General features: G+C 63.3%; 19 protein-coding genes. 16 read left to right on the top strand and 3 right to left on the bottom strand.

The features are described 5' to 3' along the window. Positions 1-213: 213 nt before the first annotated feature. On the bottom strand, positions 214-3447 hold the full coding sequence (gene rne / locus CAF78_RS10535; RefSeq protein ID WP_085675538.1) for a ribonuclease E: 3234 nt from the start codon (positions 3445-3447) through the stop codon (positions 214-216). A gap of 744 nt (positions 3448-4191) precedes the next feature. On the opposite strand from rne, the gene rluC reads away from it, so the two are divergent. The 3 genes from rluC to CAF78_RS10515 are packed head-to-tail and all read left to right on the top strand — an operon-like array spanning position 4192 to position 6855. Then, positions 4192-5148: a 23S rRNA pseudouridine(955/2504/2580) synthase RluC gene (gene rluC / locus CAF78_RS10525; protein ID WP_027919450.1), complete on the top strand. Its 957-nt coding sequence runs from the start codon at positions 4192-4194 to the stop codon at positions 5146-5148. Continuing rightward, entirely contained in the window at positions 5138-5818 is a 681-nt protein-coding gene (locus tag CAF78_RS10520; RefSeq protein ID WP_085675539.1) for an HAD family hydrolase, read from the top strand. Before rluC ends, CAF78_RS10520 begins: the two co-directional genes overlap by 11 nt. A gap of 2 nt (positions 5819-5820) precedes the next feature. After that, positions 5821-6855 (top strand): S49 family peptidase, encoded by a 1035-nt coding sequence (locus CAF78_RS10515; RefSeq protein ID WP_085675540.1) that lies wholly within the window; start codon positions 5821-5823, stop codon positions 6853-6855. Positions 6856-6942: 87 nt separating this feature from the next. Here CAF78_RS10515 and CAF78_RS10510 read toward each other — a convergent pair whose 3' ends face one another. Beyond that, entirely contained in the window at positions 6943-7521 is a 579-nt protein-coding gene (locus tag CAF78_RS10510) for a nucleoside triphosphate pyrophosphatase (protein WP_085675541.1), read from the bottom strand. A 96-nt stretch (positions 7522-7617) separates the two neighbouring features. Between CAF78_RS10510 and CAF78_RS10505 the strand changes: the two genes are divergently transcribed. The 12 genes from CAF78_RS10505 (at position 7618) to CAF78_RS10450 (ending at position 17416) form a co-directional block, all read left to right on the top strand. Further along, the gene (locus CAF78_RS10505; protein ID WP_027919446.1) at positions 7618-8145 is read left to right on the top strand and encodes a YceD family protein; all 528 of its coding nucleotides are present in this window, start codon (positions 7618-7620) and stop codon (positions 8143-8145) included. 13 nt (positions 8146-8158) lie between these two features. Then, positions 8159-8341 (top strand): 50S ribosomal protein L32, encoded by a 183-nt coding sequence (gene rpmF, locus CAF78_RS10500; protein WP_085675542.1) that lies wholly within the window; start codon positions 8159-8161, stop codon positions 8339-8341. 3 nt (positions 8342-8344) lie between these two features. Beyond that, complete coding sequence (gene plsX, locus CAF78_RS10495) at positions 8345-9355, top strand: phosphate acyltransferase PlsX (RefSeq protein WP_079227052.1); 1011 nt, start codon at positions 8345-8347, stop codon at positions 9353-9355. A 127-nt stretch (positions 9356-9482) separates the two neighbouring features. Continuing rightward, complete coding sequence (gene fabD, locus CAF78_RS10490) at positions 9483-10421, top strand: ACP S-malonyltransferase (protein ID WP_085675543.1); 939 nt, start codon at positions 9483-9485, stop codon at positions 10419-10421. A gap of 15 nt (positions 10422-10436) precedes the next feature. Next, the gene (fabG, locus tag CAF78_RS10485; protein ID WP_060513100.1) at positions 10437-11177 is read left to right on the top strand and encodes a 3-oxoacyl-ACP reductase FabG; all 741 of its coding nucleotides are present in this window, start codon (positions 10437-10439) and stop codon (positions 11175-11177) included. 203 nt (positions 11178-11380) lie between these two features. After that, the gene (acpP, locus tag CAF78_RS10480) at positions 11381-11617 is read left to right on the top strand and encodes an acyl carrier protein (RefSeq protein WP_008096410.1); all 237 of its coding nucleotides are present in this window, start codon (positions 11381-11383) and stop codon (positions 11615-11617) included. A 173-nt stretch (positions 11618-11790) separates the two neighbouring features. Further along, the gene (gene fabF / locus CAF78_RS10475) at positions 11791-13035 is read left to right on the top strand and encodes a beta-ketoacyl-ACP synthase II (RefSeq protein WP_085675544.1); all 1245 of its coding nucleotides are present in this window, start codon (positions 11791-11793) and stop codon (positions 13033-13035) included. Next, positions 13035-13850 (top strand): aminodeoxychorismate lyase, encoded by an 816-nt coding sequence (pabC, locus tag CAF78_RS10470; protein ID WP_085675545.1) that lies wholly within the window; start codon positions 13035-13037, stop codon positions 13848-13850. Before fabF ends, pabC begins: the two co-directional genes overlap by 1 nt. Before the next feature lie 4 nt (positions 13851-13854). Beyond that, positions 13855-14982, top strand: coding sequence for an endolytic transglycosylase MltG (gene mltG / locus CAF78_RS10465; protein ID WP_085675546.1), 1128 nt, complete (start codon positions 13855-13857; stop codon positions 14980-14982). A gap of 9 nt (positions 14983-14991) precedes the next feature. Continuing rightward, a complete protein-coding gene (gene tmk, locus CAF78_RS10460) occupies positions 14992-15624 on the top strand; it encodes a dTMP kinase (protein ID WP_085675547.1) in 633 nt (210 codons plus the stop codon). Continuing rightward, positions 15617-16603: a DNA polymerase III subunit delta' gene (locus tag CAF78_RS10455; RefSeq protein WP_085675608.1), complete on the top strand. Its 987-nt coding sequence runs from the start codon at positions 15617-15619 to the stop codon at positions 16601-16603. The genes tmk and CAF78_RS10455 overlap by 8 nt, the downstream gene beginning before the upstream one ends. Before the next feature lie 30 nt (positions 16604-16633). Further along, a complete protein-coding gene (locus tag CAF78_RS10450; protein WP_085675548.1) occupies positions 16634-17416 on the top strand; it encodes a TatD family hydrolase in 783 nt (260 codons plus the stop codon). Between the two features lie 920 nt (positions 17417-18336). On the opposite strand, the gene CAF78_RS10445 is transcribed toward CAF78_RS10450, so the two are convergent. Further along, the gene (locus CAF78_RS10445) at positions 18337-19470 is read right to left on the bottom strand and encodes an aminotransferase class V-fold PLP-dependent enzyme (RefSeq protein WP_085675549.1); all 1134 of its coding nucleotides are present in this window, start codon (positions 19468-19470) and stop codon (positions 18337-18339) included. Between the two features lie 71 nt (positions 19471-19541). On the opposite strand from CAF78_RS10445, the gene CAF78_RS10440 reads away from it, so the two are divergent. Next, positions 19542-20177, top strand: a complete 636-nt coding sequence (locus CAF78_RS10440) for a TetR/AcrR family transcriptional regulator (RefSeq protein ID WP_085675550.1) — start codon at positions 19542-19544, stop codon at positions 20175-20177. Positions 20178-20227: the final 50 nt, after the last annotated feature.

The raw sequence follows: 20227 nt of genomic DNA, 5'->3' as shown, positions 1-20227 counted from the left end.
CCGGCCTCTTCGCGGGCAAGCCCGCTCCCACAGGGCTATCACAAGACCTGAGCCAAGTGGGGTTGCCCACAGGGCTATCAGAAGGCCTGAACCAAGTGGGGTGCTTGTGGGAGCGGGCTTGCCCGCGAAGAGGCCGGTACATGTAAAAACAGATAGCCAAGAAAAAGCCCCGCCAGTTCGCACTGGCGGGGCTTTTTCATTCAGCCTTGGCTGTCAACCGTGATGAGGCTTGTGCTCATCGGCGGTTTCCAGCACGGGCTCGGCAGCTTCCTGGGCAGCCTTGGCAGCGGCCTCGGCTTCACGCTTGCGGCGACGCACTTCGCGTGGGTCGTTCGGCGCGCGGCCGTTTGGCAGCATGACAGTAGCGGCTTCGACGGTTGCCGGCGCTTCTACCGGGGCTGGCTCGACAACCGTCGGGGCAGCTTCGGCAGCGACGGGTTCTGCCACCACTGCCGGCTGGGCTTCGATGACAGCCACTGGCTGCTCGGCAACCGGTGCTGCTTCGGCCACAACCTGAGCCTGCTCGGCTTCACCGCCCTCTACCACTGGGGCTTCGACCGCCTCGGCTTCGACAGCAGGGGCCTCGATCGGTGTTTCGGCAACCACGACCGGCTCGGCGGCAGGGGCTTCTTCAACCACTGGCTGTGGTGCGACTTCGACCACTGGCTCGGCGCTGGCTTCGACCACGACAACCGGCTCGCTGACGGGCTGTTCGACCACTGGGGCGATGACAGCTTCCTCGGCTTGGGCGGCTACTTCAACCTGCTCGGTCGGCTGGGCGACTTCGCGGGTTTCGGTGGTTGCGGCTTCGGCGCTGGCGCGTTCGGCCTGCTGGTTGGCTTGAGCCTCGGCATCGGCGCTGATGTGGCTGCTGGCGACAGCGGCAGTGACGGCCAGGCCGGCAGCCAGCTCGGCGCCAAGCTCGGTGGCCTGGTGCTGTTGCGGCTGCTCTTCGCTGCCTTCTTCGTCGCCACCTTCGATCAGCTCGCCATTGGCATTGCGCTGACGCTCACGGCGGTTGCTGCGGCGACGCTGGCCACGGGAACGACGACGCGGACGCTCGTCATCGGTGCCTTCCTGCTCGTCCTGCAGCAGCTCTTCGTTCGGCAGTTGCTCTTCGGCGAGTTCGGCAGCCTGCTCGGCCGGGCGTGGCTGGCGCTCTTCACGTGGCGGGCGAGGCTGGCGCTCTTCGCGAGGTGCACGCTCTTCACGCGGGGCACGTTCTTCGCGAGGTGCGCGCTCTTCACGCGGGGCACGTTCTTCGCGAGGTGCGCGCTCTTCACGCGGGGCGCGTTCTTCGCGAGGTGCGCGCTCTTCACGAGGTGCACGCTCTTCACGGGCTACACGTTCTTCACGTGGCTGGCGTTCTTCGCGTTCGGCAGGTGGAGTGGCGTCCAGCGGTTCACGCAATTCACGTACGCGTTCTTCACCGCGGTTGCCGCGGCGGTCTTCGCGTGGCTGGCGTGGTGCGCGCTCTTCACGAGGTGCGCGTTCTTCGCGTGGAGCACGCTCCTCACGAGGTGCACGTTCTTCGCGCGGTTGACGTTCTTCACGCGGGGCGCGCTCGGCACGCTCTTCGCGCGGCTTGCGCTCTTCATCGCGGCGGCCGTTGCGGTTGCGGCTCTGCTGGCGGCCGTTGCGGCGTTCTTCGTTGCGTGGGCTGCGCTCGGCGGCCGGCTTTTCGGTGGCAGTGACCACCGGCGCTGCGGCAGGCTCTTCCTTGCCGGCGAACAGGCTGACCAGCGACTTCACCAGGCCCTTGAACAGGCTTGGCTCCGGTACGCTCGGCGCAGGGGCTGCCGGTGCGGCAGGCTGAGGCTGCTCTTCGGCGGCGCTCGGTACCGGGGCGTTGGCGCGGGCCGGGGCGGTCTTCACCGCCGCTTCCTGGCGAACCAGGGTGCGGGTGGCGGTCGGCTGCGGCGCTTCTTCGGCTTCGGCGGCGGCGATTTCGTAGCTGGACTGGTTGTTCAGCACTTCCGGGTTGTCGTCGCGCAGGCGCTGGACTTCGAAGTGCGGGGTTTCCAGGTGGTCGTTCGGCAGGATGATGATGCGTGCGCGAGTGCGCAGTTCGATCTTGGTGATCGAGTTGCGTTTCTCGTTGAGCAGGAACGCGGCGACCGGGATCGGCACCTGGGCGCGTACTTCGGCAGTACGGTCTTTCAGGGCTTCTTCTTCGATCAGGCGCAGGATGGCCAGCGACAGCGATTCGACGTCACGGATGATGCCGGTGCCGGAGCAGCGTGGGCAGACGATGCCGCTGCTTTCGCCAAGCGACGGGCGCAGGCGCTGACGGGACATTTCCAGCAGGCCGAAGCGCGAGATGCGGCCGACCTGGACGCGGGCGCGGTCGGCTTCCAGGCATTCACGCACGCGCTCTTCAACAGCGCGCTGGTTCTTCGCCGGGGTCATGTCGATGAAGTCGATGACGATCAGGCCGCCGATGTCACGCAGGCGCAGCTGGCGGGCGATTTCCTCGGCCGCTTCCAGGTTGGTCTGCAGGGCGGTTTCTTCGATGTCGCTGCCCTTGGTGGCGCGCGCCGAGTTGATGTCGATGGAGACCAGGGCCTCGGTCGGGTCGATCACGATCGAGCCACCGGACGGCAGGTCGACGACGCGCTGGAAGGCGGTCTCGATCTGGCTTTCGATCTGGAAACGGTTGAACAGCGGCACGCTGTCTTCGTACAGCTTGACCTTGCTGGCGTACTGCGGCATCACCTGACGGATGAAGGTCAGGGCTTCTTCCTGGGCATCGATGCTGTCGATCAGCACTTCGCCGATGTCCTGGCGCAGGTAGTCGCGGATGGCGCGGATGATGACGTTGCTTTCCTGGTAGATCAGGAATGGCGCGGCGCGGTCCAGGGACGCTTCCTTGATGGCGGTCCACAGCTGCAGCAGGTAGTCGAGGTCCCACTGCATTTCTTCGCTGCTGCGGCCCAGGCCGGCAGTGCGCACGATCAGGCCCATGTCGCCCGGCACGGTCAGGCCGTTCAGGGCTTCACGCAGCTCGTTGCGCTCTTCGCCTTCGATGCGGCGGGAAATGCCACCGGCACGCGGGTTGTTGGGCATCAGCACCAGGTAGCGGCCAGCCAGGCTGATGAAGGTGGTCAGGGCGGCGCCTTTGTTGCCGCGCTCTTCCTTCTCGACCTGGACGATGACTTCCTGGCCTTCGCTCAGCACTTCCTTGATGTTGACCCGGCCTTCAGGGGCTTTCTTGAAGTATTCGCGGGAGATTTCTTTCAGCGGCAGGAAGCCGTGACGTTCGGAGCCGAAGTCGACGAAGGCGGCTTCGAGGCTCGGTTCGATGCGGGTGATCTTGCCTTTGTAGATGTTGGCCTTTTTCTGCTCACGCGCGCCGGACTCGATGTCCAGGTCGTAGAGACGTTGGCCGTCCACCAGGGCTACACGCAACTCTTCGGGCTGAGTTGCGTTAATCAGCATTCTTTTCATGTTGTACCGTCGGTTTCCGGGCTGCCGGAAACGGCGTGCGGCACACACGACTTCTCATGGTCGGTGCCAAGGTGCGCAAAGGGTGGCCGGGCCACCCCCGTGTCGAAGAACGTTCGGCACCAGCCGGTTGCCCAGCCTGCCGTTGTCGCGACGACGCGTCCTGTTTGCTGCGGTGCCAACCAGGCCCCGGTGGTTTCGAATGGGTATCCGAATCAACCAAGCGGGCCTCGTGCACTCAGTCAGGAGGAGGAATCAACCGTCGGCCGTGGACGCTCGAGGCATCTGCTACACGGTCCGAGGGCTGTGCATCTCCACCCTGCACGTATCCCTGATAATTCGGGTGCTGCCGCGCGCTGAATCCGCAACGGGTTGCATTTTTCGCCAGCTTCGAATGGGAGCTGACGCCATTACATATCCAAGGCAGGTATTTCCGAAGCATTCGCCGGGCGTTGCGTGGAAGCGACGGGGGCGGGCAGAGGTGCAGCGAAAAGAATCGGGAAGCAGGTGAAAAACCACACTTGTCGTTTTTTTTCGGTCTTCTCTACACAGCGCTGGTGGCGATTCCAGGCAATTCGGTAAACTGGCGAACACCCCGTAGGACGGCCTCGCGTCCTGGAGAACTGCGTAGGTCAGGAACCGGCCCAGGGCCTGGTTTCACTGGCCTGCCGCTTTTGGCGGCGTTCGCGACTATAGCAGTAATGATTAAGTGCTTCAATTCCATAAATAATTGTTATGATCCCCGCCATGACGACCAATACCCCTCCGACTTCCGGCGTTCAGCTGATCGAAGTCGCGCCGGAACTTGCCGGCCAACGCATCGACAATTTCCTCATCACGGCGCTCAAGGGCGTGCCCAAGACCCTGGTCTACCGCATCCTGCGCAAGGGCGAGGTGCGGGTCAACAAGGGCCGGGTCAAACCCGAATACAAGATCCAGGCCGGCGATATCGTGCGCGTGCCGCCTGTCCGGTTGCCCGAACGTGACGAGCCCGCGCCGGTGGCCCAGGGGCTGCTGCAGCGCCTTGAGGCCGCCATTGTCTACGAAGACAAGGCGCTGATCGTAATGAACAAGCCAGCCGGCATTGCCGTGCATGGCGGCAGCGGCCTGAGCTTTGGCGTGATCGAGGCGCTGCGCCAACTGCGCCCGGACGCCAAGGAGCTGGAGCTGGTGCATCGCCTGGATCGCGACACCTCGGGCCTGCTGATGATCGCCAAGAAGCGCAGCATGCTGCGCCACCTGCACGCCGCCTTGCGTGGCGATGGTGTCGACAAGCGCTACATGGCACTGGTGCGTGGCCACTGGCCAACCTCCAAGAAGCAGGTCAATGCGCCGCTGCTCAAGAGCAACCTGCGCTCCGGTGAGCGCATGGTCGAAGTCAACGACGAAGGCAAGGAGGCGCTGACCCTGTTCCGCGTGCTGCGCCGCTTCGGTGAGTTTGCCACCATTGTCGAGGCGCGCCCGATCACCGGTCGCACCCACCAGATTCGCGTGCATACCCTGCATGCCGGGCACATGATCGCCGGTGACAGCAAGTATGGCGACGAGGACTTCAGCCGCGAGATTCGCGAGCTGGGTGGCAAGCGGCTGTTCCTGCATGCCTATGCCCTGACCGTGCCGCTGCCCGATGGCGGTGAGCTCAAGCTCGAGGCGCCGGTGGATGAGGTGTGGGCGAAAACCGTGGAGCGACTCAGTGCACCGTGACTATGAGTTACTGATTTTCGATTGGGATGGCACCCTGGCCGACTCCATCGGCCGCATCGTCGAGGCGATGAATGTCGCTGCCGAGCGTGCTGGAGAAGCGCCGAGCCCTGAAGATGCCGTCAAGGGCATCATCGGGCTGGCACTGGCGGAGGCCATCTCGACGCTGTATCCACACCTTGATCCGCTGCAGGTCGAAACCTTCCGCCAGCACTACGCCGACATCTATATGGCCCTGGATCAGCAGCCTTCGCCGCTGTTCGAGGGTGTGGTCGAGTCGCTGGATGCGTTCCGTGCCGAGGGCTATCGCCTGGCCGTGGCAACCGGCAAGGCGCGCCGCGGGCTGGATCGCGTGCTCAAGGCCAATGGCTGGGAGCAATTCTTCGATATCACCCGCGCTGCCGACGAAACCCGTGGCAAGCCTCACCCATTGATGCTTGAGGAGATCCTTGGCCATTGCGGTGTCGAACCTGCTCGGGCGCTGATGGTCGGAGATTCGGCATTCGACCTGCAGATGGCCAGCAACGCCGGCATGCATTCGGTGGCGGTGGGCTATGGCGCCATGTCGCTGCAGGCGCTGGCCGAATTTGGCCCGCAGGTGTGCATTGATCATTTTTCCCAGCTGCGCGAGTGGCTGGCCGGTTCCAGGCAAGTCCAATTCCAAGGTAGGTGAGCATGGCTGACGAGTGGAAAGCGCCGGTTAACGAAACCGAAGAGGAGCGCCTCGCTCGCGAGGCGCGTGAAGCGCACAACGAAGAGGTGCGTGTCGAGCAGAAGAGCTGGAAGCTGCTGGAAAAGACCCTGCTGGCGGGTGTTCAGGAGCAGCGTCGGGCGCGGCGCTGGGGGATCTTCTTCAAGCTGCTGACCTTCGTCTACCTGTTCGGCATTCTGGTGCTGTTCACGCCCTTGATGGACATGGACAAGGCTGCCACGCGCAGCGGTAACCACACGGCCCTGGTGGAGGTGCGCGGGGTGATTGCCGACCAAGAGGCCGCCAGCGCCGATAACCTGGTCAAGAGCCTGCGCGATGCGTTCAAGGACCCCAAGACCAAGGCGGTGGTCATGCGCATCAACAGCCCGGGCGGCAGCCCGGTGCAGGCGGGCTATGTGTATGACGAGATCCGTCGTTTGCGTGGCGAATACCCGGATATCAAGCTGTATGCGGTGATCACTGACCTGGGGGCTTCCGGTGCCTACTACATCGCCAGTGCGGCGGACGAGATCTACGCCGACAAGGCCAGCCTGGTCGGTTCGATTGGCGTGACGGCGGCCGGTTACGGCTTTGTGGGCTCCATGGAAAAACTGGGTGTCGAGCGTCGCACCTACACTGCCGGTGAACACAAGGCGTTCCTTGATCCGTTCTCGCCAGAAAAGCCTGATGAGCGCGCGTTCTGGCAGGGCGTGCTGGACACCACGCACCAGCAGTTCATTGCCATGGTCAAGCAGGGGCGGGGAGACCGCCTGAAGGACAAGGAGCATCCTGAGTTGTTCAGCGGCCTGGTCTGGTCGGGTGAGCAGGCCAAGGCCCTGGGGCTGGTGGACGGGCTGGGCAGTGCCAGCTATGTGGCGCGTGAAATCGTGGGTGAGAAGGATCTGGTCGATTACACCGTGCAGGAATCGCCGTTCGATCGCTTCTCCAAGCGTATTGGTGCCAGCGTGGCTGAGCACCTGGCCATGTGGATGGGGTTCCAGGGGCCGCAGTTGCGCTGAGTTCGCCTTGAGTGATGTCGCGCCTGGGAGATCGAGCGCCGCGCGGGCGGCGCTCGAATCCCAGGCGTCACAATCCTCAAGCCAGGCTCAAGGAACCACCACGCCTTCCCGGCTCAGCATATCCACCAACCGAATCAGTGGCAGCCCGATCAGGCTGGTCGCATCGCACCCATGGGTGCTCTGAAACAGGCTCACGCCCAATCCCTCCGCCTTGAAGCTCCCTGCGCAATCCAGTGGCTGCTCCGCCTCCACATAACGCTCCACGCGCTCTCGATCCAGTTCTCGCATCGTCACCGTGAACGGCACGCAGTCGACCTGGCAGTGCCCGGTCGCGGTGTTGAGCAGTGCCAGCCCGGTCAGGAAGGTCACTTGCTGGCCACTGGCTTCGAGCAGTTGCTCGCAGGCACGCTCGAACGTGTGCGGCTTGCCAAGGATCTGCTCGCCCAGCACCGCCACCTGGTCGGAGCCGATGATCAGGTGCTGCGGATGGCTGCCGGCAAGCGCCTCGGCTTTTTGCCTGGCCAGGCGCCGTACCAGTGCTGCGGCGGGCTCGTCAGCCAGGCGCTGCTCGTCTAGGTCGGGGCTTGCCCAGGTGAAGGGCAGGCGCAGGCGCGCGAGCAGTTCGCGCCGATAGGCAGAGCTGGAAGCCAGCAACAGAGGCAGCATGATAGACTCCTGGTCAGTTGAACCTGATTCTAACATGCGAGATGCCGCCGAATTTCCTTTGACAGGGGCGGGGGGCATCCCTAGAATGCTGCGCCTATGTTGAATGACCCGATTCCACCTCACGTTGACCCGCGCAAATTAGCCGATCGAGGCGTATCCATCACTGGTACGCTGCAACTCGCTGATTTGGAAAGACTCTGCGACCCGCTTTCCGACGATGTCGGTACGGTGCAGGCGAAGTTCGATTTTGAACGAGATGAACAGCACGTGGTGGTTATCCACAGCGAGCTGGACGTCGAAGTCAAAATGGTTTGCCAGCGTTGTCTTGAGCTGGTCACCCTGCCGATCCACAGCGAATGTACGTACGCCGTGGTGAAGGAGGGTGCGAATACCCAGTCGTTGCCGAAAGGCTATGACGTGCTGGAACTGGGCGAAGATCCTTTGGATCTGCAGGCCTTGGTCGAGGAGGAGCTGCTGCTCGCCTTGCCTATCGTGCCTGCTCATCATCCGGAAGAATGCCAGCAGCCGGCGGGCGCAGACGAGCCCGAATCGAGCAAGGACGAGGTATCGCGGTCCAACCCGTTCAGTGTTTTGGCGCAGTTAAAGCGTGACCCAAACGTTTAGGAGTTAATCAATTATGGCTGTTCAGCAGAACAAAAAATCCCGCTCTGCCCGTGACATGCGCCGTTCGCACGACGCCCTGTCGGAAAACGCGCTGTCGGTAGACAAGAGCACCGGTGAAGTACACCTGCGTCACCACGTATCGCCAGAAGGCGTATACCGTGGTCGCAAAGTGATCGACAAGGGCGCTGACGAGTAATCCTTGTCCGCTCAGATCATCGCGATCGACGCAATGGGCGGGGACTTCGGTCCCCGCAGCATTGTCCAGGCTAGCATTGCCTGCCTTTCGGCTACCCCCTCGCTGCACCTGACCCTCGTCGGTCAACCCTCCCTCCTTGAAGATCTTGTCAGCGGCCTTGCGGCTGCGGATCGCGCGCGTCTGCAGATTGTCGCCGCCAGTGAGGTGATCGGTATGGACGAGCGGCCATCGCAGGCGTTGCGTGGCAAGCCGGATTCGTCGATGCGCATCGCCCTTGAGCTGGTGCGGGACGGCAAGGCCCAGGCCTGCGTCAGTGCCGGCAATACCGGCGCACTGATGGCGTTGTCACGTTTCGTGCTCAAGACCCTGCCGGGTATCGACCGGCCGGCCATGGTCGCGGCGATCCCGACCCAGGCGGGCTATTGCCAGCTGCTCGACCTGGGCGCCAACGTCGACTGCAGTGCCGAAAACCTCTACCAGTTCGCCGTCATGGGCTCCGTGGCTGCCCAGGCCTTGGGTATTCACCGGCCGCGCGTGGCGCTGTTGAACATCGGTACCGAGGACATCAAGGGCAACCAGCAGGTCAAGCTCGCGGCCACCTTGCTGCAGAACGCCCGCGGCCTCAATTACGTCGGCTTCGTCGAAGGTGACGGCCTGTACCGCGGCGAGGCGGATGTGGTGGTGTGCGACGGCTTCGTCGGCAACATCCTGCTCAAGTCCAGCGAAGGCCTGGCGACCATGATCGGCGAGCGTATCGAAAAGCTCTTCAAAGGTGGCGCCTTGTCGCGGGTGGCCGGGGCGGTGGCGATGCCGCTGCTCAAGCGCCTGCAGGCCGACCTGGCACCGGCGCGGCACAATGGCGCGAGCTTTCTCGGCCTGCAGGGCATCGTCATCAAGAGCCATGGCTCGGCGGGGGTGCAGGGCTTCCAGAGCGCGATTCAGCGGGCGCTGATCGAGATCCAGGAAAACCTCCCGCAGCGGCTGCATGGCCGCCTCGAAGACCTGTTGCCTTAGGCATTTCGCCGATGAAGTGCTTAAATGTGACCGCTTGGTCTGTGTATCCATCCAAGTTTTCAAATTCTGCGTCTAGCCCAGCGCTCGGCGCACCCCATTCGACGACAAGATCATAAGGGCTTGTTCAATGTCTGCATCCCTCGCATTCGTCTTCCCCGGTCAAGGTTCCCAGTCGCTGGGCATGCTCAAGGAGCTGGGCGCCGAAAAGCCGGTGATCGTCGAGACCTTCAAAGAGGCCTCCGACGCGCTGGGTTACGACCTGTGGAAGCTGGTCCAGGAAGGTCCGGAAGAACAACTCAATCAAACCGACAAGACCCAGCCGGCGATCCTCACCGCTTCCATCGCCCTGTGGCGCCTGTGGCTGGAAGAGGGCGGCGCGCAGCCTGCCTTCGTTTCCGGCCACAGCCTGGGTGAATACAGCGCCTTGGTCGCTGCCGGCGCCCTGTCGCTGAAAGACGCCGTGCGCCTGGTCGAGCGCCGTGGGCAGCTGATGCAGGAAGCCGTGCCGGCCGGTCACGGTGCCATGGCTGCGATTCTCGGCCTGGATGACGCGGTGGTGGTCGAGATCTGTGCCAAGGCCGCTGAAGATGAAGTGGTCAGCGCGGTGAACTTCAACTCGCCTGGCCAGGTCGTGATCGCCGGCAACAAGGCTGCAGTGGACCGTGCCATCGAGCTGTGCAAAGAGGCGGGTGCCAAGCGCGCCCTGCCACTGGCGGTCAGCGTACCGTCGCACTGCGCCCTGATGAAGCCGGCCGCCGAGCGTTTCGCCGAGTCGGTCAACGCCATCGACTGGAAGGCCCCGCAGATTCCGGTGGTGCAGAACGTCACCGCCGCCGTCGCCGCCGACCTCGATGCGCTGAAGCACGACCTGCTGGCGCAGCTGTACCAGCCGGTACGCTGGGTCGAGTGCGTGCAGACCCTGGCTGCCAATGGTGCGGTCAACCTGGTCGAGTGCGGCCCGGGCAAGGTCCTGGCTGGCCTGAACAAGCGTTGCGCCGATGGCGTGACCACCTACAACCTCAATACCCCTGACGCTGTCGCCGCCACCCGTGCGGCGCTGGCCTGATTTGGAGAAGCTTGCATGAGCCTGCAAGGTAAAGTTGCACTGGTCACCGGCGCCAGCCGTGGTATTGGCCAGGCCATCGCCCTCGAGCTGGGCCGCCAGGGCGCGACCGTGATCGGTACCGCCACCTCGGCTTCCGGTGCCGAGCGCATCGCCGCCACCTTGAAAGAGCACGGCATCGCCGGCACCGGCATGGAGCTGAACGTCACCAGCGCCGAGTCCGTGGAAGCCGTGCTGGGTGCCATCGGCGAGCAGTTCGGCGCGCCGGCCATTCTGGTCAACAACGCCGGTATCACCCGCGACAACCTCATGCTGCGCATGAAGGACGACGAGTGGTTCGACGTGATCGACACCAACCTGAACAGCCTCTACCGTCTGTCCAAGGGTGTGCTGCGTGGCATGACCAAGGCGCGCTGGGGTCGTATCATCAGCATCGGTTCGGTCGTCGGTGCCATGGGCAACGCCGGCCAGGCCAACTATGCGGCGGCCAAGGCCGGCCTCGAAGGCTTCAGTCGCGCCCTGGCGCGTGAAGTGGGCTCGCGTGGCATTACCGTCAACTCGGTGACCCCAGGCTTCATCGACACCGACATGACCCGCGAGCTGCCAGAAGCGCAGCGCGAAGCCCTGCAGACCCAGATTCCGCTGGGCCGCCTGGGCCAGGCTGACGAAATCGCCAAGGTGGTTTCGTTCCTGGCGTCGGACGGCGCTGGCTACGTTACCGGCGCGACCGTGCCGGTCAACGGCGGGATGTACATGTAAAACTGCAACGCAATGTGACGGATTGCTTCAAAAAAGAGTCATACTGCGAGCCTAAAATCCGTTATAAAGCTGCAACCAGATTCCAGGCAGCGGGTGAGGTGGCTAAAGGGGAGGTGCGTTCCGCTTGAAAAGCGAACGTCTTTCTATAAACTTGGTCACCGGCCAGCTGCCTGACATATGTCCATTAGGAGTGAAAACTAGGTATGAGCACCATCGAAGAACGCGTCAAGAAAATCGTCGCCGAGCAACTGGGCGTCAAGGAAGAGGAAGTGACCAACGAGAAGTCCTTCGTCGATGACCTGGGTGCCGATTCGCTTGACACCGTTGAGCTGGTGATGGCTCTGGAAGAGGAATTCGAGACCGAAATCCCTGACGAAGAAGCCGAGAAGATCACTACCGTTCAAGCTGCAATCGACTACGTCAACAGCCACAAGGCCTAAGACGTTGTAGTCGACGCTTCTTGTCGAGAAGAACCGCACTGCCTTTGCCGGCGTGCGGTTTTTTCTTTGCAAGCCTTCCGCGTCGCTTCACTTGCGCCGAGAGCTTGTTGCCATTTCATTCCATTGCTTGAATGCAATGGCAAGAAACTCTGTGATTAGAAAAGGAGAGTACTGTGTCGCGTAGACGCGTCGTGGTCACCGGTATGGGTATGCTGTCGCCACTGGGTACCGATGTACCGAGCACCTGGCAGGGCATTCTGGCTGGCCGCAGTGGCATTGGTCCGATCGAACACACGGACCTGTCTGCCTACTCCACCCGTTTTGGCGGCTCGGTGAAAGGCTTCGAGGTTGAGCAGTACCTGTCGGCCAAAGAGGCCCGCAAGCTCGACCTGTTCATCCAGTACGGCCTGGCGGCCGGTTTCCAGGCGGTGCGCAACGCCGGCCTGGAAGTCACCGATGCCAACCGTGAGCGCATTGGCGTGGCCATGGGCTCGGGTATCGGCGGCCTGACCAACATCGAAGAAACCAGCCGCACCTTGCACGAGCAGGGCCCGCGCCGTATTTCGCCGTTCTTCGTGCCGGGTTCGATCATCAACATGATCTCCGGTTTCCTGTCGATCCACCTGGGGCTGCAGGGGCCGAACTACGCCATTGCCACCGCGTGCACCACCGGCACCCACTGCATCGGCATGGCCGCGCGCAACATCGCCTACGGTGAAGCCGACGTGATGATCGCCGGTGGCGCCGAAATGGCCGCCTGTGGCCTGGGCATGGGGGGCTTCGGTGCGTCCCGTGCGCTGTCGACCCGCAACGACGAACCAACCCGTGCCAGCCGTCCCTGGGACAAGGGCCGTGATGGCTTCGTGCTGTCCGACGGTGCCGGCGCCCTGGTGCTCGAAGAGCTCGAACATGCCAAGGCCCGTGGTGCGACCATCTATGCCGAGCTGGTCGGTTTCGGCATGAGCGGCGACGCCTACCACATGACCTCGCCACCCGACAGCGGTGAAGGGGCTGCCCGTTGCATGGCCAACGCCCTGCGCGATGCTGGTGTCCAGCCTGAAGAGGTCAGCTACATCAACGCCCACGGTACCTCGACGCCGGCCGGTGACATCGCCGAAGTCGCGGCGATCAAGCGCGTGTTCGGTGAGCATGCCTACAAGCTGGCTGTCAGTTCGACCAAGTCGATGACCGGCCACCTGCTTGGCGCTGCCGGTGCGGTAGAGGCGATCTTCAGCGTGCTGGCGATCAACAGCCAGATGGCACCACCGACCATCAACCTCGACGAACCGGACGAAGGTTGCGACCTCGACTTCGTGCCTCACCAGGCGCGCAGCATGCCGATCGATGTGGTGTTGTCCAACTCGTTCGGCTTTGGCGGCACCAATGGTTCGCTGGTGTTCCGCCGGTTCGCCGGTTGATGCACAGCTGGATCGACGGCCAGCCCGCGACTGCGATCAACTTGCAGAACCGCGGCCTGGCCTACGGCGATGGCCTGTTCGAGACCATTGCCGTGCACGGTGGCCGGCCCAGCCTGCTGGATGGTCATCTGGCCCGTCTGGCGTTGGGTTGCCAGCGCCTGGCCATCGAGGCTGATCTGGCGCTGGTGCGTGATGAAATCCTGCGCTTCGCCAGCCAGCTCGGTGACGGTGTCGCCAAGCTGGTCCTCACCCGTGGCGACAGCCAGCGTGGCTACGCGCCGGTTGCCGGCGTTGCGCCGCGCCGTATCCTCCAGGGCGGCCCGCTGCCCAGCTATCCTGTCGAACATGCCGAGCACGGCGTACGGCTGTTCCCTTGCCAGACCCGGCTTGGGGAACAACCGTTGCTGGCCGGGCTCAAACACCTCAATCGCCTGGAGCAAGTGCTGGCCCGTGCCGAATGGCAGGACAGCGAGCATGCCGAAGGCCTGATGCGTGACGGGCAGGGCAGGGTGGTCGAAGGCGTATACAGCAACCTGTTCCTGGTGCGCGATGGCGTGCTGCTCACGGCTGACCTCAGCCGTTGCGGCGTTGCCGGCGTGATGCGTGGTGCCCTGCTGGAGCAGGCGCAGCAACTGGGCATGGCGGTACAGGTGCGTGATATCGCGTTCGACGAACTGCAGCAGGCGGATGAAGTGTTCGTCTGCAACAGTGTCTACGGTGTCTGGCCCGTGCGTGGAATTGCCGCGCTGAACTGGTCGCCGGGCCCGCTCACCCGTAAACTGCAGGCCGTTGCCCGTACGTTACTGGATACCTGAATTCGTGAGACGCAAATTCCTGCTGCTGCTGGAAATGGGCTTGATCCTCGCCGGCCTGGCCCTGGGCTGGTCGGCGTGGAAGATCAACGCGGTGCTGGAGCAGCCCCTGCATGTGGCCGAAGAGCGCCTGCTCGACGTGCCCAGTGGCACCAACCCCAACCGCATGTTCTATCGCATGCAGGCCGACGGCCTGCTCGATGACGCCGTCTGGCTGCGCCTGTACTGGCGCTTCAACATGGCCGGCACGCAGTTGCATACCGGCGAGTATCGCCTGACCCCTGGCATGACCGTGGAAGAACTGTTCGACGCCTGGCGCCGTGCCGACGTGGTGCAGTACAACCTGACCCTGGTCGAAGGCTGGACCTTCCGCCAGGTGCGTTCGGCGGTGGCCAAGCACGAGAAGATCAAGCACACACTGGAAGGCCTGTCCGACTCCGAGGTGATGGACAAGCTCGGCCACACCGGCGTGTTCCCGGAAGGCCGCTTCTTCCCCGACACCTACCGCTTCGTGCGTGGCATGAGTGACGTCGAGCTGCTGCAGCAGGCGTACATGCGCCTGGACGAAGTGTTGGCCAAGGAGTGGGCGGAGCGCACCACCGACCTGCCTTACCGTGACCCTTACCAGGCCTTGATCATGGCCTCGCTGGTAGAAAAGGAAACCGGCATCCCCCAGGAGCGCGGGCAGATCGCCGGGGTTTTCGTCCGCCGCCTGCGCCTGGGCATGATGCTGCAGACCGACCCGACGGTGATCTACGGCATGGGTGAGCGCTACAACGGCAAGATTTCCCGCGCCGACCTGCGCGAGCCGACCCCTTACAACACCTACACCATGACCGGCCTGCCACCGACACCGATCGCCATGGTCGGGCGCGAGGCAATCCATGCCGCGCTCAACCCGTCCGATGGCACCAGCCTGTACTTCGTCGCCCGTGGCGACGGCAGCCACGTGTTCTCCGATGACCTGGACGATCACAACTCGGCGGTGCGCGAGTTTCAGCTCAAGCGTCGTGCGGATTACCGGTCCAGTCCGGCGCCGCAAAGTGCACCGGAGGATGCGGCCGAGCCTGCCGAGCAGGATCCCGCCAGCGAAAGCGCACCGGCCGACGCGCCGACGCCCGACGAACAACATTAAGGACTGCCTGTGAGCGGCTTGTTTATTACCCTGGAAGGCCCCGAAGGCGCGGGCAAGAGCACCAACCGTGACTACCTGGCCGCGCGCCTGCGTGAGCAGGGCCTGGATGTGGTGCTGACGCGGGAGCCTGGTGGTACGCCACTGGCAGAAAAGGTCCGCGAGCTGTTGCTGGCGCCAAGCGACGAAACCATGGCGGCAGACACCGAACTGCTGTTGGTGTTCGCCGCCCGTGCCCAGCACCTGGCCCAAGTGATTCGCCCAGCCCTGGCCCGTGGCGCGGTGGTCCTGTGTGATCGCTTTACCGATGCCACCTACGCCTACCAAGGCGGTGGGCGCGGTCTGAGCGTGGCACGTATCGCTGAATTGGAGCAATTCGTCCAGGGCGATCTGCGCCCGGACCTGACCCTGGTCTTCGACCTGCCGGTGGAAGTCGGCCTGGCCCGTGCTGCCGCGCGCGGTCGCCTGGACCGGTTCGAGCAAGAGGGCCAGGCCTTCTTCGAGGCAGTGCGTCAAGCCTATCTGCAGCGCGCCGAGGGCGAACCGCAGCGCTATAGCCTGCTCGACGCCGCGCAGCCGCTGGAGGCCGTGCAGCGTGCCATCGATGCGCTGTTGCCCGCCATCGTGGGGCGTTGCCGTGGCTGAGGCCTACCCCTGGCAGCAGGCGCTCTGGCAGCAACTGGCCGGGCGCGCCCGGCACGCCCATGCCTACCTGTTGCATGGCCCGCAGGGCATCGGCAAGCGCGCCCTGGCCGAGCGGCTGATGGCGCGCCTGCTGTGCCAGCAGCCGCAGGGGCTGGATGCCTGCGGGCAGTGCAAGGCGTGCCTGCTGCTCAAGGCCGGCAGCCACCCGGACAACTTCGTGCTGGAGCCGGAGGAGGCCGACAAGCCCATCAAGGTCGATCAGGTGCGTGAACTGGTGTCGTTCGTGGTGCAGACGGCGCAGCTGGGCGGGCGTAAAGTGGTGTTGATCGAGCCGGTCGAGGCGATGAACGTCAACGCCTCCAACGCCTTGCTCAAGAGCCTGGAGGAGCCTTCGGGCGACACCGTGCTGCTGCTGGTCAGTCACCAGCCCAGCCGGCTGCTGCCAACCATCAAGAGTCGCTGCCAGCAGGTCGTCTGCCCGCAGCCGAGCCTGGCCCAGAGCCAGGCCTGGTTGGCCACGGCATTGACCGACAGCGACGAGGCCGAGCGCGATGAACTGCTGACCCTGGCTGCCGGTTCCCCGCTGATGGCTGTGACCCTGCAAGCTCAAGGTGTGCGCGAGCAGCGGGCCCTGGTGACCGACGGGGTGAAGAAACTGCTCAAGCAGCAGCAATCGCCCAGCCAGTTGGCCGAGGCGTGGAGCAGTGTGCCGTTGTTGCTGTTGTTCGACTGGTTCTGCGACTGGTCGCACCTGATACTGCGCTACCAGTTGACCCAGGATGAAGAGGGGTTAGGCTTGGCCGACATGCGCAAGGTGGTGCAGTACCTGGCGCAAAAGGCCCGCCAGGGCAAGGTGCTGGAAGTCCAGGCGTGGATCCTCGAGCAGCGCCAGAAAGTGCTCGGCAAAGCCAACCTCAATCGCGTATTGCTGCTGGAAGCCTTGCTGGCCCATTGGGTACAGCTGCCGGGTTCCCGCTGATTTTCCAACTTTTCATGTGTGCCGCTTGCCATGCTCGTAGATTCCCATTGCCATCTCGACCGTCTTGACCTGAGTGCCCACCAAGGCTCCCTCGATGCTGCCCTGCAGGCTGCGCGTGAGCGCGGGGTCGGGCATTTCCTGTGCATTGGCGTCAGCGCCGAAAATGCCGGGGCGGTGAAGGCGCTGAGCGAGCAGTATGCCGATGTCGACTGCTCGGTCGGTATTCACCCGCTGGACCTGGCGCCTGGCGAGACGCCGGCGCTGGAATGGCTGCTGCGCGAGCTGGCGCACCCGCATGTGGTGGCGATCGGTGAAACTGGCCTGGATTATCACTACGAGCCGGAAGCTGCCGAGTTGCAGCAGGCGTCGTTCCGCCTGCACCTGGAAGCCTCGCGCCAGACTGGAAAGCCGGTGATCGTGCATACCCGCGCCGCCCGCGCCGATACGCTGGCGTTGCTGCGCGAAGCGAACCTGCCGCAGGCGGGCGTTCTGCACTGTTTCACCGAAGACTGGGACATGGCGAAGGCGGCGCTGGACCTGGGTTATTACATTTCGCTGTCTGGCATTGTCACTTTCCGCAATGCCGATGCGTTGCGCGAGGTGGCGCGGCAGGTGCCGGCCGACCGCCTGCTGGTGGAAACCGACTCGCCGTACCTGGCGCCAATCCCGCATCGCGGCAAGCCGAATCTGCCGCAGTATGTGCGGGAAGTGGCGGAGTACGTGGCGTCTTTGCGTGGGGTCAGCTACGACCAGCTGGCCGAGCAGACCACGGGCAACTTCAAGCGCTTGTTCCCACTTGCACGAGTGGCCTGAACCCAGCCCAATCGCTTTTGCTCTGCTTTTGCTCTGCTTTTGCTCTGCTTTTGCTCTGCTTTTGCTCTGCTTTTGCTCTGCTTTTGCTCTGCTTTTGCTTCTAAGTGCGCGGTAGTTCAGGCGACGCAGAGTGCGACTTCAGGAGGCCGAACGCAGGCGTCTGGAGGGCCAGGGTGCGCAGCACCCCTTCGGCGCAGCCGAAGGCGCGAGATGTAGACTTGCGCAGCAAGTCGTAGGCCGCGCGGGCCCGGAGGGCGCCGGAGTGAGGGGACCCCGGAGCGCAGCGTAGGGGCCGGATGATGGGAGCGGGGGTTTTTGCCTACTTTTTGCCCAGTCAAAAAGTAGGTCGCCGTAAAGGCGAAAAGGTGATTCAGCACCTCCATGGCGAATGAATGTAAACCTGATTTGAAAGCCCACTTTTAAAAGCCAAAAGCCAAAAGCCAAAAGCCAAAAGCCAAAAGCCAACAGCCAAAAGCTCGACTGCTGTGGTTTTGAATATTCCGAGTGCATCCATTTGCGATAGCGACGCACAGTCACCTTTCCGCCCTTACGGCGGGTCACTTTTTGACTGGGCAAAAAGTAACCATGGGCCTGTCCCGTGACAACGGACGCCAAGAGGCTGGCTATTGCGCGCTTAGAAGCAACAGCAAAAGCAGAGCCAGAGCCGGGGCCGGAGCCGGAACCGGTGCTTGGCATCTGGTCTCGGGCAAAAAAAACCCGGGTTCTGGGGGGGGAATCCGGGTTAAGACCATTAGGAGTAAAACAAAGGTACGCGGTCCCTGAGCACCTTTATCGGCGCGCCACTTGGGGGGGATGCGCCGCGCCAACACTTCAAGTATTGGTCAGGTTTGGCGCAGTGCCAGTGCTTCTCTGTTCGTTTTTTAAACAGATTTGGAATACGCCCGCCGTCCCTTCCTCCCTCAATGCATGGCAAGACGCCTTACTTGCCGCACAGCTTCGTCGATCAGCTGCTCACTGGTGTAGAAATGTGGCGAAAATCGTATTCCCGGCCCTCTCAGTGCACAGATCGTCTGCTCTGCCAACAGGCTTCGGTAGATGGCCGCGTTGTCCCGCCCCTGAATGCTGAAGGTCACGATGCCCGCCCGTTTTTCCCGGGCTGCCGGGCTATGCAGGTGTATCCCGGGAACACTGGCCAAGCCTTGAAGCAGTTGATCGACCCGTAGCTGCAATTGCCTGCTGACCTCGTCCATGCCGATCTCCTCCAGCAATGACAGGCTGGCCTCCAGTGCGCACGCGCCCAGCATGTTCGGGCTGCCGCTTTCAAAGCGCCTTGCGCTGCGCGCCGGCTGCCACTCGCGGCGTTCGAAGTCGCCCAGTCGCTCCAGCATATGCCAGCCAAAGGCATGCAGCTTCAGCTGCGGGCGCAGGGCGGCGCGGCAATAGAACACACCCAGGCCCTCGGGGCCCAGCATCCACTTGTGGCCGTCGGCCATGGCGAAATCGCAGCGGTAGCGCTGCACGTCGAAGGGCAGGGCGCCAATCTGCTGGATGGCATCGACGCAAAACAGCACCTGGCGTGCCTGGCAACCCTCGCCCAGGCGTGGCAGGTCAAGGCGCAGGCCGCTGGCAAACTGCACCGCGCTCACCGCCAGCAGGCGCGTGCGCGGGCCGCAGGCGGCGAGCAGCGCGGCTTCCGGATCAGGCCCGGCAAGGCTCACCTCAGTCACCTCGACGCCGCGCTCGGCCAACGCTTCCCAGACCACGCGGTTGGAGGGAAACTCCTCGTCGCTGATCACGACCTGGTCACCTTCTTGCCAGTCGAGACCGAAAGCGACCAGCGAAAGTGCCTCGGAGGTGTTCTTCACCAACGCGATGTCTGCCCAGGAGGGCGCGTTGATCAGTCGCGCCAGCCTCTCACGCAGCCTGCGTTCGGTGGCCAGCCATGTCGGGTAGTCGCTTGCACCCAGGCGCACGTTGTCATGGGCAAAGCGCGCCACGGCCTCGCTGGCCCGGCGCGGCCAGGGAGCAATGGCCGCATGGTTCAGGTAACGCAGCCCCGGTGCCTGTTCGAACTCATCGTGAAACATAGACATGGTTGGATGATCCGTGCAATTTGCTGCAAGTTAGGCATAATAAACCGCTTCAATGTCATCCAGTCCTTCCTATGCAGAAAGAACCTCGTAAGGTCCGTGAGTTTCGCCGTCGCGAACAGGAAATCCTCGATACAGCGCTGAAGCTGTTCCTCGAACAGGGTGAAGACAGCGTCACCGTCGAGATGATCGCCGACGCCGTGGGTATCGGCAAAGGCACGATCTACAAGCACTTCAAGTCCAAGGCGGAGATCTACCTGCGCCTGATGCTCGACTATGAGCGTGACTTGAACGCGCTGTTGCACTCGGCCGATGTCGATCGCGACAAGGAGGCGCTGTCGCGCGCCTACTTCGAGTTCCGCATGCGCGACCCGCAGCGCTACCGGCTGTTCGACCGCCTGGAAGAAAAGGTGGTCAAGGGCAACCAGGTGCCGGAAATGGTCGAAGAGCTGCACAGCATTCGCGCGTCCAACTTCGACCGCCTGACCCAGCTGATCAAGGGCCGCATCAGCGAAGGCAAGCTCGAAGACGTGCCGCCGTACTTCCACTACTGCGCCGCCTGGGCGTTGGTGCACGGTGCCGTGGCGCTGTACCACTCGCCGTTCTGGAGCAATGTGCTTGAAGATCAGGAAGGCTTCTTCCAGTTCCTCATGGACATCGGCGTGCGCATGGGCAACAAGCGCAAGCGTGATCCGGAAGCCGCCAACTGAAGGCACTCTTCGTCAGCGGGTGAGCCTGGCATGAAAAGGGGACTTGCAAA

Source organism: Pseudomonas sp. R28(2017) (assembly GCF_002112505.1).
Taxonomy (GTDB): Bacteria; Pseudomonadota; Gammaproteobacteria; order Pseudomonadales; family Pseudomonadaceae; genus Aquipseudomonas.
Note: the sequence above shows the minus strand (reverse complement) of the source record. Positions and strands in the feature narration are given on the sequence as shown.

Excerpts from the sequence above, each read along its gene's own strand:
- rne (WP_085675538.1), bottom strand. The coding sequence starts at position 3,447 with ATGAAAAGAATGCTGATTAACGCAACTCAGCCCGAAGAGTTGCGTGTA.
- rluC (WP_027919450.1), top strand. The coding sequence starts at position 4,192 with ATGACGACCAATACCCCTCCGACTTCCGGCGTTCAGCTGATCGAAGTC.
- CAF78_RS10515 (WP_085675540.1), top strand. The coding sequence starts at position 5,821 with ATGGCTGACGAGTGGAAAGCGCCGGTTAACGAAACCGAAGAGGAGCGC.
- CAF78_RS10510 (WP_085675541.1), bottom strand. The coding sequence starts at position 7,521 with ATGCTGCCTCTGTTGCTGGCTTCCAGCTCTGCCTATCGGCGCGAACTG.
- CAF78_RS10505 (WP_027919446.1), top strand. The coding sequence starts at position 7,618 with ATGTTGAATGACCCGATTCCACCTCACGTTGACCCGCGCAAATTAGCC.
- rpmF (WP_085675542.1), top strand. The coding sequence starts at position 8,159 with ATGGCTGTTCAGCAGAACAAAAAATCCCGCTCTGCCCGTGACATGCGC.
- fabD (WP_085675543.1), top strand. The coding sequence starts at position 9,483 with ATGTCTGCATCCCTCGCATTCGTCTTCCCCGGTCAAGGTTCCCAGTCG.
- fabG (WP_060513100.1), top strand. The coding sequence starts at position 10,437 with ATGAGCCTGCAAGGTAAAGTTGCACTGGTCACCGGCGCCAGCCGTGGT.
- acpP (WP_008096410.1), top strand. The coding sequence starts at position 11,381 with ATGAGCACCATCGAAGAACGCGTCAAGAAAATCGTCGCCGAGCAACTG.
- pabC (WP_085675545.1), top strand. The coding sequence starts at position 13,035 with ATGCACAGCTGGATCGACGGCCAGCCCGCGACTGCGATCAACTTGCAG.
- CAF78_RS10450 (WP_085675548.1), top strand. The coding sequence starts at position 16,634 with ATGCTCGTAGATTCCCATTGCCATCTCGACCGTCTTGACCTGAGTGCC.
- CAF78_RS10445 (WP_085675549.1), bottom strand. The coding sequence starts at position 19,470 with ATGTCTATGTTTCACGATGAGTTCGAACAGGCACCGGGGCTGCGTTAC.
- CAF78_RS10440 (WP_085675550.1), top strand. The coding sequence starts at position 19,542 with ATGCAGAAAGAACCTCGTAAGGTCCGTGAGTTTCGCCGTCGCGAACAG.